At 67.4% G+C, this 12,162-nt stretch carries 12 protein-coding genes; 8 read left to right on the top strand and 4 right to left on the bottom strand.

Annotated elements, in window-relative coordinates; all coding sequences use genetic code 11:
* Nucleotides 1-4: 4 nt before the first annotated feature.
* On the bottom strand, nt 5-385 hold the full coding sequence (locus tag ABT313_RS03405; RefSeq protein WP_350848172.1) for a pentapeptide repeat-containing protein: 381 nt from the start codon (nt 383-385) through the stop codon (nt 5-7).
* A 130-nt stretch (nt 386-515) separates the two neighbouring features.
* On the opposite strand from ABT313_RS03405, the gene ABT313_RS03400 reads away from it, so the two are divergent.
* Together ABT313_RS03400 and ABT313_RS03395 are read left to right on the top strand one after the other, a co-directional pair.
* Nucleotides 516-728: a hypothetical protein gene (locus ABT313_RS03400; RefSeq protein WP_350848170.1), complete on the top strand. Its 213-nt coding sequence runs from the start codon at nt 516-518 to the stop codon at nt 726-728.
* Nucleotides 728-1,807: a hypothetical protein gene (locus tag ABT313_RS03395; RefSeq protein WP_350848168.1), complete on the top strand. Its 1,080-nt coding sequence runs from the start codon at nt 728-730 to the stop codon at nt 1,805-1,807. The genes ABT313_RS03400 and ABT313_RS03395 overlap by 1 nt, the downstream gene beginning before the upstream one ends.
* Here the strand turns inward: ABT313_RS03395 and ABT313_RS03390 are convergent.
* From ABT313_RS03390 to ABT313_RS03380, 3 genes are all read right to left on the bottom strand, one after another.
* Nucleotides 1,804-2,982, bottom strand: a complete 1,179-nt coding sequence (locus tag ABT313_RS03390; RefSeq protein ID WP_350848167.1) for an SGNH/GDSL hydrolase family protein — start codon at nt 2,980-2,982, stop codon at nt 1,804-1,806. The genes ABT313_RS03395 and ABT313_RS03390 overlap by 4 nt on opposite strands.
* A gap of 502 nt (nt 2,983-3,484) precedes the next feature.
* The gene (locus tag ABT313_RS03385) at nt 3,485-4,183 is read right to left on the bottom strand and encodes an SRPBCC family protein (protein ID WP_350848165.1); all 699 of its coding nucleotides are present in this window, start codon (nt 4,181-4,183) and stop codon (nt 3,485-3,487) included.
* Complete coding sequence (locus ABT313_RS03380; protein ID WP_350848163.1) at nt 4,180-4,749, bottom strand: helix-turn-helix domain-containing protein; 570 nt, start codon at nt 4,747-4,749, stop codon at nt 4,180-4,182. The genes ABT313_RS03385 and ABT313_RS03380 overlap by 4 nt, the downstream gene beginning before the upstream one ends.
* Nucleotides 4,750-4,906: 157 nt before the next feature.
* Here ABT313_RS03380 and ABT313_RS03375 point away from each other — a divergent pair, with 157 nt between their 5' ends.
* From ABT313_RS03375 to ABT313_RS03350, 6 genes are all read left to right on the top strand, one after another.
* Nucleotides 4,907-5,833 (top strand): nucleotidyltransferase domain-containing protein, encoded by a 927-nt coding sequence (locus ABT313_RS03375; RefSeq protein WP_350848161.1) that lies wholly within the window; start codon nt 4,907-4,909, stop codon nt 5,831-5,833.
* Nucleotides 5,823-6,578, top strand: coding sequence for a nucleotidyltransferase domain-containing protein (locus ABT313_RS03370; protein WP_350848159.1), 756 nt, complete (start codon nt 5,823-5,825; stop codon nt 6,576-6,578). The genes ABT313_RS03375 and ABT313_RS03370 overlap by 11 nt, the downstream gene beginning before the upstream one ends.
* A gap of 134 nt (nt 6,579-6,712) precedes the next feature.
* Nucleotides 6,713-8,836 (top strand): alpha-galactosidase, encoded by a 2,124-nt coding sequence (locus ABT313_RS03365; protein WP_350848157.1) that lies wholly within the window; start codon nt 6,713-6,715, stop codon nt 8,834-8,836.
* Nucleotides 8,837-8,871: 35 nt separating this feature from the next.
* Nucleotides 8,872-9,816 (top strand): carbohydrate ABC transporter permease, encoded by a 945-nt coding sequence (locus ABT313_RS03360; RefSeq protein WP_350848154.1) that lies wholly within the window; start codon nt 8,872-8,874, stop codon nt 9,814-9,816.
* The gene (locus ABT313_RS03355; RefSeq protein WP_350848152.1) at nt 9,813-10,712 is read left to right on the top strand and encodes a carbohydrate ABC transporter permease; all 900 of its coding nucleotides are present in this window, start codon (nt 9,813-9,815) and stop codon (nt 10,710-10,712) included. The genes ABT313_RS03360 and ABT313_RS03355 overlap by 4 nt, the downstream gene beginning before the upstream one ends.
* A complete protein-coding gene (locus ABT313_RS03350) occupies nt 10,712-12,067 on the top strand; it encodes an ABC transporter substrate-binding protein (protein WP_350848150.1) in 1,356 nt (451 codons plus the stop codon). Before ABT313_RS03355 ends, ABT313_RS03350 begins: the two co-directional genes overlap by 1 nt.
* Nucleotides 12,068-12,162: the final 95 nt, after the last annotated feature.

Below are 12,162 nucleotides of genomic sequence, written 5' to 3'. Positions count from 1 at the left end.
CGGCTCATTCCTCAGGCTCTTGAGACAGCCGGGCTCCGCGAAGATCGGCATCACGAAGAATCGCGCGGTTGAGCTTCACATCGCTCAGATCCAGCCCTCGAAGATCGGCCCCGGTCAGATCGGCACCGCTCAGATCGGCGCCACTCAGCAACGATCGCGGCTGTCCCGAGGACTCGGGTGAGCTGCCCTTCGCCTGGGAATTTGCCGGGATCTTGACGACCGTGGCCGGATCGAGCCCGGCCCGAAGGACCAGGCCGGCAACGACCGCCAGCATGAGTCCAAGCGCCACAGCGGCACCGACGATGCCCAACCAGGCGCTGGCCGCGGCCAGTACGCCGAGAGCCAGCACAGGCACCGCCCACACCGTCAGCCGCTCGACGCGCATCGCACTCCTTCCGGCTCGTCCGTAGCATCTCAAGCCTGCTGCGGCTCGAGGCCGCCGCCGCGCCGACCCCTGGATCAGCAACCGCGGCGGGGGACATACTGACAGTTATCAAGGTGCGGGGAGGTCCAGGATGACGTTTCGCTTGCCGGCTGCGCTGGCGGTACTGATCCTGCGGCTCGGCCTGACGACACAGCACCCGAACCCGGAGGCGGCCGGGGTCGGCCGACTGGGCCAGTCCCGCAAGTGCGACGAGTGCAAGCGGCCGACGCTGAAGTTCAACGAGCGGACCGACGTCTGGTATTGCACGAGCTGTGGCTGGCGGCAGCCGAAAGGCGACCGCTGATGGCAGCTGGGCTATCCGGGGCTACGACCTCGGTCGGCTCGCAGATCGGGCGATACTTCAGCCTCGCGTCGCTGTTGCCGTCGCTGCTGTTCGTCACCTGGATCGTCGCTCTCCAGGGCGCGGTCCACCATCCCTTCGGCGAGTTCACGCTGACGGGCCTGAAAACGGCCTTGTCTGACTGGAGTCCGACCAAGATCGGCCTGCTGCTAGGAGCCGCGCTGGTACTGGGTTTCGCCGTTCATCCGCTGATGTACGCGACGACGCAACTGCTCGAGGGGTACTGGGGTCCCCGGCCATTCGCGGTTCGGCTGGCGACGATGTTGGCGCTGCGGCACCGCGGGCGGCAGCTTCGCCTGGAGCACCGCGCAGCGGATCTCGAGGTGGAAACCGAGGAAAAACTCGACGAGCTGATCCTGTCGCGGTTGCCCGAAGCAGACGTCGCGGGCCTGTCCGCCGAGGAGTTGGAGGAGATACTGGCGGCCGAGCGGGAAGAAGAGCGGCTGCAGCCGAGCGGGGCTGCGGTGTACGGCCTGATCATGGCAAGAGAAGCGATCCAAAAGGTCTTGGACAGCTCGATGCCGAAGGATGCGGACCGGATGCTGCCGACCCGCCTCGGCAACGTGCTGCGCAGGATCGAGGACAGTGTCGGGCAAAGCTACAAACTCCCACTGGTCCGGATCGCGCCGCATCTGACAATGGTGGCCGCGCCCGGCCGAGCGGCGTACATCAACGACACGCGCGAGCAGATGGACATCGCCATCCGGATGACCTTCTACGGTCTGGCGGCAGCTGTTGTGACAACGGTCTGGATGCTCGGCTCCGGGTGGTGGCTCCTGCTCGCGGCGCTGCCGTATGCGTTCGCGTACATCGCCTACCGCGGTGCTGTGGCCGCCGCGAGCGCGTGGGGCGCCGCGGTGAAGACGAGCATGGATCTCGATCGGTTCGCGCTGTACGACGCGATCCACGTCGACTGGCCGACCGACACCAGGGCCGAACGCAGGCGGAACGAGAAGCTGATGGGCGTGCTGCTGGGCACGCCGGGAGCTTCTGTCACCTACGTCCGGCCCAAGAAGGTCTAGTTCAACGTCATTCTCGGTTCGCCGTTGACCAGGCCGGTGCCGGCGATGGTGCAGGTGCCGCCGCGGTTCTGGGTGTAGGTCTGGCGGACGCAGTTGCGGAGGGCGAGCTGGGCCCAGTAGTTGGGGTGCAGGGACTCCTGGATGAAGTAGTTCGAGCCGATCGTGGTGACGGTGCGGATCTGGTTGATCCACTCCGTCTTGTCGACGGCGGTCGGCTGGGTCCAGGAGCTGAGCCCGACTTCCTCGTACAGGCCGACGGTCTTCTCGCACAGGCGGCGGCCGTTGAAGGCGGACTGGAGTTCGAGCAGGCGGGCGTTGGCCAGGCCGGACTGGCCGATCGCGGCGCGGACGGTGTTGTTGATCGTGACCAGCGCGGTCGCGTTGGCCCAGTCGGCGTCGGCGTTCCAGAAGCCGCAGCCGCCGGTGCTCTGCCGGGTGAAACCGCTCTGGCTGTAGCGGAACCCGCTGGACGAGGGGATCGGCGACGGATACGTCTGTACGACGAGGCTCCACGCGGTGTCGCCGTACCCGGCGTTGCGCATCGCGGTGCGGACGTTCTGGAACGCGGTCGCGATCCGGGCGCGGACGGTGGTGATGTTGGCGGAGGTGAAGTTGGCGACGACGGACGAGTCGTCCTTGCAGTAGTCGGGATCCCAGGACGGCGACAGCAGGAAGTCCTGCACGCACTGGGTGACGATCGACGCGAAGTTGAAGTCGTTGCCGCCGATCGAGACGTCGACCTGCTTCACGTTGTGGCTCGTCGCGAACTGCTGCAGCATCTTCGCCTGGCCGAGGTTGCCGGCGCCGTCGTCGTAGAAGTCGATACCCGGCTTGAAGTAGTCGCCGGTGGCCGTCGTGGTCTTCGCGCCGGAGCAGGCCAGGTTGAGCCCGCCGACCCCGCCGCCGATGTACGCCTCGGCGGACAGGCTGCGGTGGCATCGCGGGATCTGCTCGGCGGTGTGGCTCGCGTTGTCGTGGTAGGCGTGAGCACCGAGCGCATCGGCCGGTGCCTCGGAGTCGTTCGAGCTACCGGCCCAGCGGCCGGCCTCACCCGAGATGTAGGAGTCCCCAACGGTGACGACGTACGGCGTACCAGAGCCGGGACCGTCGGCGTGTGCCGGGGGAGCGACCAGGCCGAGCCCGGTCAGGGAGAGTAGGAGGATTGCTGCGGACACTCGACGACTTCTCGGAAGAGTTCTCACCCGGAAGGCCTCTCTCGCCGGAGTTCGGTGATCCCAGGACCCCCACCAGATCACCGTCGGCGTCAAGGTACTCCCGAGTAACCATCAATGGTAGACCGAGCGTACTGACACGTTTGCGCCCTGTCACCACCGTGTCATCGCGCCCACCTCCACGGCACCCGGCCCAGGGCGCGCGACCTCGCGGCGCGCAAGCCCACAGCCCGCGACCCACGGCGCGCCAGCCCACGGCGCGTGACGCACGGCGCGCCAGCCCACGGCGCGTGACGCACGGCGCGCCAGCCCACGGCGCGTGACGCACGGCGCGCGACCCGCAGCGCGCGACCCGCAGCGAGCAGGCCCACGGCGCCCAACCCCGAAGGCGCCCATCTCCCAGGGCGTGTGACTCCAGGGTGCAAGCCCACGGCCCCAAGCTCACCGACGATCCGGCCGGCCGGATCGTTGCCCGCGGGCTGGCCCCTGCGGGTCGTGTCTCGGGTTAACCGAGGAGGTTGAGTTCTTCTGGCCAGCGCTGCTGCCACCAGGTGCGCCAGCGGGTCTCGAGTTCGTCGCGGTCGGTGTCGGCGTACACGGAGAGGATCGCCATCGTGGCGCCGTCCGGCTTCTGTTCGCCGGGTGGAATGTGGCTGAGGACGAGCAGGCCGTTGCCCCAGGCATCTACTGTCAGGCCGACCTGGTGCTCGCTGGTATACCAAATCTCGCCCTTGATGGCCTGACCAACGAGCTCCACCTCGACGGGTGCACCGGCCGGCTCGGCGGGGATGCCCAGCTCGGTGATCGGCGACACCGCGCCGGTGCCGGAGAAGAACAGCGTGTGCCGGGGCTCGCCCGGGTGCCGCTCGACCGCGAACCGCAGTTGGTGCAGGAAGGTGATCCAGCCCTCGGTGACGTCGTCGTAGTACGCCTCCCACTCGGGGTTCGCGCCGCGCGCCGCCCGGGTCAGCGTGACCCGGGACCCGCCATCGACCGCCTCGACCTCGAACCGGTCGCCGTGGCCGAGGGTCAGCGTCGTACCTTCCTCGGTCGTCTCGGTGAAGTAGATGAGGTCGATCTCCTCGTCCAGTCCACCCTGCGCTCCCTCGTACTCCCAGCCGTGCCAGTGCCGGATCTTCTCCTTGTTCCGCAGGGCGTCCCACACTGCCTCGACCGGCGCCGCCACGGTGACCACGATCTTCATGACTCTCCTTCGGTACGGCGGGGCGCCGGATGCCCGCCCGCGATCAATCGGTACGGCCGCCCGCCCTCGCTGTCGAACTGCTCGACGACCTGCTGCACGGCCGCGGTCAACGCATCGGTGAACCGGTGCACGTCACCCGGCTCGGCGAACCGCACCTCGGCCTCGAGCGTGAACGTCAGCAGCCGCTTCCCCTCAGCGTCGGCCGCGCTCTGCATCCGCGCCACCTCGCGCACCGTCCCGGCGGCGACCTCGACCAGATGCTCGGCGGCATACTGATCCTGGATCTCGGTGAACGCGTGTCCCATCACGCCCGGATCGACCACCAGTCCGGCCGACGCGCGCAGGATCCGCTCGGTGAACCCGCGCCGCTGCCGCTCTTCGACGAGCTCGACCAGACCGGCCTTCTCCAGCTCGCGCAGGTGGTAGTTCACCCGCTGCCGGGGCAGGTCGAGTGCCGCCGCGAGCTGGGTCGCCGATGCCGGCTCCCGCAGCAGCTCGAGCAGCCGCCGCCGGATCGGCGACAACGCCAACCGCACCTTCTCGGGCTCCTCGACGTACCGCAGCATGTCCCTAATCTCCAATTGACAGGAAAATTTGTCAAGGGATCGCTCCGGATCCCCAGGCCATCGCAATCGACAGCCGGCGTTCGCGTCAGGCGGGGCGCGGGCGGGGGACCGCAATTGTGATGGCCTGGAGATCCGCCGGTACGGGAGCATGGGCGGCATGTCCGAGCGATCGCAGCGAGGTCCGCAGTTGCCGGTGGGGACTCAGGTAGTGATGCGGGTGGCGGCTGCCGACCATCACGGCGGTACGGCGCAGCGTGGGGCGACCGGGCGGGTTGCAGGCATCACCGCGGACGGGCGGTACGCCGTGCGACTCGTCGACGGCCGGGAGACGGTGGCGCGGCGCGACCAGCTGAGCCTGCGGACGGTATACCAGGACGAGGCGATCGAGCTCGAACTGCCGGACGGTGACCGGCTCGTCCGCGAACACACGATCTACGCAGCCGTCGTCGGGTCGCGGGCGTTCGGTCTGGACACGGATGCCTCGGACACGGACACGCGCGGGGTGTACGTCGCGCCGACGGAGGCGTTCTGGTCGCTGGCCAAGCCGCCGACGCACGTGGACGGTCCGGAGCCGGAGTGGTTCTCGTGGGAGGTCGAGCGGTTCTGCGAACTGGCGTTGAAGGCCAATCCGAACCTGCTTGAGGTGCTGCACTCGCCGCTGGTGGTACGCCAGACCCCGCTCGGCGAAGAGCTGGTCGGGCTGCGTCGCTCGTTCCTGTCGCAATTGGCATACCAAACCTATTCCGGGTACGTGCTCAGCCAGTTCAAGAAGCTCGAGACGGACTTCCGGCGGGACGGTTCGCCGAAGTGGAAGCATGTGATGCACCTGATCCGGCTGCTCCTCGCCGCGCGCAGTTTGTTGCTGGAGGCAACGTTGGTCGTCGATGTCGGACCGCATCGGGACCGGCTGCTCGCGGTCAAGCGCGGCGAGATCCCGTGGGACGAGGTCGAGCGCTGGCGGTTGTCGCTGCACGAGGAGCTCGACCGCGCGCTCCAGCAGACGGTCCTGCCCGCGACACCGGATGTCGCCACGGTCGACGAGTGGTTGCGGTCCGTACGGAAGAGGAGTCTCGGTGACGCGTGACATGCGGCAACTCGACTACGCCGAGCTGCGCACCATCATGGGCGAGCAGCCGTACCCGCTGCTGTTCGCGACGGTCTCCGGCGCGCACCTGTACGGCTTCCCGTCCCGCGACTCCGACGTGGACCTGCGCGGCGTACACGTCCTACCGGCAGCCGAGGTGGTCGGGCTGCGGACCGGCCCCGAGACGCTCGATCGCACCTGGTTCGAGAACGAGGCGGAGGTCGACCTGGTCACCCACGACCTGGCCAAGTTCGCCCGGCTGATGCTCCGTCGCAACGGCTACGTACTCGAGCAGGTCCTGTCTCCGCTCGTAGTCATCAGTACTCCGGAACATGCCGAGCTGATCGAACTCGCGGCCGGCTGCATCACCAAATGGCACGCACACCACTACCGCGGCTTCGCGAAGACCCAGTGGGAGTTCTTCCTGAAGAAGCGCGAGCTGAAGCCGCTGCTGTACACGTTCCGGGTCCTCCTCACGGGTATCAACCTGATGCGGACCGGCGTCGTGCAGGCCGATCTGCGTGAGTTGCTCGACGGCGCCCCGGCCTATCTGCCCGAGCTGATGGCCGCCAAGGCCGAAGCTGAGCATGCGCCGTTGGACGGCCCGTCGGGTGAGCAATTGTCCGAGGATGTCACCCGCCTCCAGGCAGCTCTCGACGAGGCGGAGGCGGCGAGTCTCCTGCCCGACCGGCCGACGGCTGAACCGGGCCTGCACGACCTGCTCGTCCGCGCCCGCCTCGGATAACGGTTGCCACATCCTGGGCTGACAACGCTGGACAGTCGTAGCGTAATTACTTAACTTCGTGAAGCATTGACATTGAGGCTGGCGGGGTAAATAGTTCCGTCCTGAAATCAATCAGAAAGCAGAGTGAATCAACAGTGTCGAACATCGAGATTTTGCAGCTCCGGGCCGCTGCGGTCAGCCTGGTGCTCGACTGCTCCGGCCCAGGCCTTCCGTCCGTCCTGCACTGGGGTGCGGACCTGGGCGAGCTGACCGAGAGCGCTCTGCTCGAACTGCGCCGCGGCGCGGGTGCGGTTCAGGACGGCAACGGCCTGGACGAGAACCGTCCGATCGCGATCGTGCCGGAGTACTCCGCCGGCTGGTTTGGTATACCAGGCCTGAGCGGGCACCGCGACGGACACGACTTCTCCGCGAGCTTCCGGCTGACCAGCGTCGCGCAGACCGGCAACACCGTGCAGTTCGACGCCGCCGACGCCGATGCCGGCCTCGACCTCAAGCTCACCATCGAGCTGACCGACTCCGGTCTCGTGCGTGCCAAGGCGGACCTGACCAACACCGGTGCGACGCCGTACACGGTCGACGGTCTGCTGCTCGCGCTGCCGGTCCCGACCGAGGCGACCGAGCTGCTCGACCTGACAGGCCGGCACATCGGCGAGCGCCACCCGCAGCGCCACGCCTTCACCCAGGGCGCGCATATCCGCGACAACCGCCGCGGCCGCACCGGCGCCGACGCGACCCTCCTGCTGTTCGCCGGCACTCCCGGCTTCGGCTTCCGCGACGGCGAGATCTGGGGCGTGCACACGGCCTGGAGCGGCAACCACCGCTCGTACGCCGAGCGCGGCATGAGCGGGTACGCCGTCATCGGCGGCGGCGAGCTCCTGCTCCCGGGCGAAGGCCGCCTCCAGCCGCAAGGCACCTACAGCACCCCGTGGATCTACGGCTCGTACGGCGTCGGCCTCGACCAGGTCTCGCACCGCTTCCACGACTACCTGCGGGCGCGGACGAACCACCCGAAGACCGAGCGCCCCGTCGTACTGAACACGTGGGAGGCCGTGTACTTCGACCTCGACCTCGACAAGCTGAAGGCGCTCGCGGACGCGGCCGCCGAGGTCGGCGCCGAGCGGTTCGTCCTGGACGACGGCTGGTTCCGCGGCCGCCGCGACGACCACGCCGGGCTCGGCGACTGGTACGTCGACGAAGGGATCTGGCCGAAGGGCCTGCACCCGCTGGTCGACCACGTGAAGGGCCTCGGTCTGCAGTTCGGGTTGTGGGTGGAGCCGGAAATGGTGAACCCGGACTCCGACCTGGCGCGCGAGCACCCGGACTGGATCCTCGCCGCCGGTGACCGGCTGCCGCCGACCGCACGCCACCAGCAGGGCCTGAATCTTGGTATACCAGCCGCCTACGACTACATCCTCGAGCGGCTCGACAGCATCCTGTCCGAGTACGACATCGCGTACCTGAAGTGGGACCACAACCGCGACTTCGTTGACGGCGGCAACCAGTTGACCGGCACGGCGGGGATCCACGAGCAGACGCTCGCGGTATACCGGCTGATCGACGAGCTCAAGCGCCGGCACCCGGGTCTCGAGATCGAGTCCTGCTCGTCCGGCGGTGCGCGGGTCGACCTCGCCATCCTGGAGCGCACCGACCGCGTCTGGGGCAGCGACAGCAACGACGCGCTCGAGCGGCAGACCATCCAGCGGTACACGCAGCTCCTGCTCCCGCCGGAGCTGATCGGCTGCCACGTCGGTCCGCCGCGCGCCCACACCACCGGCCGTACGCAGACGCTGTCGTTCCGCGCGACCACGGCCCTGTTCGGCCACTTCGGCATCGAGTGGGACATCGCGTCGGCCAGCCCCGAGGAGCGCGAGGAACTCAAGGGGTGGGTCGCGCTGCACAAGCAGCTGCGGCCGCTGCTCCACACCGGTCGAGTGGTCCGCGCCGACCGCGGTCCCGAGGACGTGCTCGTGCACGGGGTCGTCGCGTCGGACGGCGGGAGCGGCGTCTTCAGCGTCGTACAGGTCAAGCAGTCGGTGACGTCTGCCGTCGGACGGGTCAGGCTGCCCGGCCTTGATCCGCAGCGAACTTATCGAGTCAACAAGGTTGCGACACCCGGACCCGAGTCGCGGTCCACCGCCTGGTCGGCCGACCGTGGAAGCGTGGAGTTGAACGGCGCCGCCCTCGCCTCGGTCGGAGTACTCATGCCTGTGCAATGGCCCGAGAGCGCGATCTTGCTGGAAGTTACAGCGATCGGGTAAGCCCGCCCGATCGCCAGACAGTAGAGGAGATCCCCGTGACCGCCACCACCAACGCACCACCTACTACGACACGAAGTCACGGGGACTCCGGAGCACCGCCGCGGAAGCGGCGAAGCCTGGGCGACCTGAAGGTCGCGATGATCTTCATCGCCCCGGCCACCCTGGGCTTCGTCGTGTTCTACATCTGGCCGACGCTGCGCGGCGCGTACCTGAGCTTCACCGAGTACAGCCTGCTCTCGGCACCGAAGTTCAACGGGCTGGCCAACTACGACCGGATGATCCACGACAGCTTCTTCTGGAACGCGCTCGGCGTCACGGTCGAGTACGTCGTGATCAACATCGGCCTGCAGACCGTGCTGGCGGTCGGGATCGCGATGCTGATGTACCGGCTGACCAAGTCGATCACGGTCCGCGCGATCATCCTCGCGCCGTACCTGGTCGCGAACGTCGTGGTCGCGCTGGTCTGGTACTGGATGCTCGACGTGCAGGTCGGCGTCGTGAACACGTTCCTGGGCTGGGTGGGGATCGACCCGATCGCGTTCTTCGGCGACTCGCACTGGGCGATCCCGACCGTTGCCGGGATCAACGTCTGGCGGCACATGGGGTATACCGCCCTGCTCGTCTTCGCCGGCCTCCAGATGATCCCGTCGTACGTCTACGAGGCGGCCGAGGTGGACGGGTCGACCGAGTGGAAGACGTTCTGGCGGATCACGTTGCCGCTGCTGCGGCCTGTTCTGGTGATGGTCCTGGTGGTCACCATGATCGGGTCGTTCCAGATCTTCGACACGGTCGCCGTGACCACACAGGGCGGTCCGATCAACGCGACAAGAGTCATCTACTACTACATCTACGAGCGGGCGTTCACCCGGTTCGACTTCGGGTACGCCTCGGCGATGGCGCTGGTGCTGTTCGCCATCCTCGCGGTCGTCTCGCTGGTCCAGCTGCGGTTGCTGCGGGCGCGGGAGAGTGATCTCGCATGAGCGTGTCGACTGGTTCGGTACGGCAGGTGAGCGTCGGGCGCACCGTCGCCTGGGTGCTGTTGTTCATTCTGCTGATCGTCACGCTGTTCCCGTTCTACTGGATGCTGCGGACCGCGTTCTCCGACAACACCCAGTTGCCGGGTCACCCGAATTCGCTGCTGCCGGTGGAGACGACGCTCGGCGCGTTCAAACGCGTGCTCGGGTTGTCGAGCATCGAGGAGGCGCAGGCTCAAGGCGGCTCCGGTGCCGCGGTCAACTTCTGGCTGTACCTGCGCAACTCGTTGGTCGTGGCAACCATCACGACGGTATGCCAGGTGTTCTTCAGCGCGATGGCGGCGTACGCGTTCGCCCGGCTGCGGTGGCCAGGCCGGGACAAGGTGTTCGCGGTGTTCCTGGCCGCGCTGATGGTGCCGCCGATCTTCACCACGCTGCCGAACTTCGTGCTGATCAAGAACCTCGGCCTGCTGAACAGCTTCGCCGGCATCATCCTGCCGGGCGCGTTCATGACGCCGTTCGCGATCTTCTTCCTGCGGCAGTTCTTCCTCGGTATCAACCGGGAGCTCGAGGAAGCGGCGATGATCGACGGCGCCGGCCACCGGCTGATCTTCTTCCGGCTGATCATCCCGATGAGCGCGGCGCCGATCGCGACGCTGGCGATCCTGACCTACATCAACTCGTGGAACGACTACTTCTGGCCGCTGCTCGTCGGTCAGCAGGAGAACGTCCGCGTACTGACGGTCGCGCTCGGCGTGTTCCGGTCGCAGACACCGCAGGGCGGTCCGGACTGGGCCGGGCTGATGGCGGCGACGCTGATCGCGGCGCTGCCGATGATCATCCTGTTCCTGGCGTTCGCCAAGCGGATCACCAATTCCATCGGCTTCTCGGGGATCAAATGATGACGCTCTCACGAAGGAACCTGCTGAAGGCCGGGATCGCCGCGCTCGCCGTACCGTCGCTTGCCGCCTGCAACAACGGCGCCGCGGCGCGCGGACCGGGCGAGGTCATCTACTGGCTGTGGGACTCCGCCCAGCTGCCGATGTACACCGAGTGCGCGAAGGTGTTCCACGAGCAGAACCCGCAGTACAGCGTGACGATCGAGCAGTACGGCTGGAACGACTACTGGTCGAAGCTGGTGACCGGGTTCATCTCCGACACGGCGCCGGACGTGTTCACCGGACACTCCTCGAAGTACCCGCTGTTCGCGGACAAGGGCCAGGTGCTGCCGATCGACGAATACGTTGCCAAGGACAACGTTGATCTGAGCATCTACCAGAAGGGCCTCGCCGAGCGGTGGATCGGGGCCGACGGCAAGCGGTACGGACTGCCGAAGGATTGGGATACCGAGGTCTACTTCTACAACAGCGCGTTCACCGAGGCGGCCGGGATCAGCACTGACCAGCTCAACTCGATGACCTGGAACCCGCAGGACGGCGGAACGTTCGAGCAGATCGTCCGTCGGCTCACGGTGGACGCGAAGGGCCGTCGCGGCGACCAGCCCGGGTTCGACAAGGAGAACGTGAAGGTCTACGGGCTCGGGTACGCCGATGCCGGTGGTGGCGACGGGCAGACCAGCTGGAGTTGGTATGCCGCGATCAACGGCTGGAAGTACTCCCAGGGCGAGCCGTGGGGTACCAAGTTCTTCTACGGCGACCCGAAGTTCACCGACACGATCGGATGGTGGCGGGGCCTGATCACCAAGGGCCTGATGCCGACGTACGCGCAGGCGAAATCCGGTGTGGACGTGACGACCTCGTTCGGGGCCGGGAAGTACGGGATGACCCCGAACGGTTCGTGGATGCTCGGGACGTACGGGCAGCTGAAGCAGGTGAAGACGAAGTTGGCGCGGTTGCCGATCGGTCCGATCGGGAAGCGGATGTCGATGATGAACGGTCTGGCGGACACCATCTGGGCCGGGACGAAGCGGCGCGACGCGTCGTGGGCCTGGGTGAAGTTCCTCGGTTCGCAGACCGCTCAGGACATCGTCGCCAAGGCCGGCGTCGTGTTCCCGGCGGTGGCGGCGAGCATGCCGGCGGCGAAGGCGGCGTTCGCCAAGAGCGGCTGGGACGTCACGCCGTTCCTGGAACCGGTCGAGGCGGGCGACGTGTTCCCGTACCCGGCCAATCCGAACGCCGCGGACGTGACCGCGGTGATGACGCCGGCGATGGAGTCGGTGATGTCGTTCGAGGCCGAGCCGAGTTCGCTGGCGAAGGCGAACAACGACGTGAACAAGATCCTCGCGGTCAACAGCTGAGGTCAACAGCTGAGGGGAACACCTGAGGGTTGACCCTGGCCGGGCCTACGCCCGGGGGAGTACGTCGTACTGCGTCGGTAGGCGCAGGGTGCTCC

The sequence above is a fragment of the Kribbella sp. NPDC000426 genome, from assembly GCF_040300265.1.
Taxonomy (GTDB): Bacteria; Actinomycetota; Actinomycetes; order Propionibacteriales; family Kribbellaceae; genus Kribbella.
This window is presented reverse-complemented; position numbering and strand designations above follow the sequence as displayed.

Bases quoted from the DNA above. Each gene is read 5' to 3' on its own strand.
- ABT313_RS03405 (WP_350848172.1), bottom strand. From the start codon at position 385: ATGCGCGTCGAGCGGCTGACGGTGTGGGCGGTGCCTGTGCTGGCTCTC.
- ABT313_RS03400 (WP_350848170.1), top strand. From the start codon at position 516: ATGACGTTTCGCTTGCCGGCTGCGCTGGCGGTACTGATCCTGCGGCTC.
- ABT313_RS03395 (WP_350848168.1), top strand. From the start codon at position 728: ATGGCAGCTGGGCTATCCGGGGCTACGACCTCGGTCGGCTCGCAGATC.
- ABT313_RS03385 (WP_350848165.1), bottom strand. From the start codon at position 4,183: ATGAAGATCGTGGTCACCGTGGCGGCGCCGGTCGAGGCAGTGTGGGAC.
- ABT313_RS03380 (WP_350848163.1), bottom strand. From the start codon at position 4,749: ATGCTGCGGTACGTCGAGGAGCCCGAGAAGGTGCGGTTGGCGTTGTCG.
- ABT313_RS03375 (WP_350848161.1), top strand. From the start codon at position 4,907: ATGTCCGAGCGATCGCAGCGAGGTCCGCAGTTGCCGGTGGGGACTCAG.
- ABT313_RS03355 (WP_350848152.1), top strand. From the start codon at position 9,813: ATGAGCGTGTCGACTGGTTCGGTACGGCAGGTGAGCGTCGGGCGCACC.
- ABT313_RS03350 (WP_350848150.1), top strand. From the start codon at position 10,712: ATGACGCTCTCACGAAGGAACCTGCTGAAGGCCGGGATCGCCGCGCTC.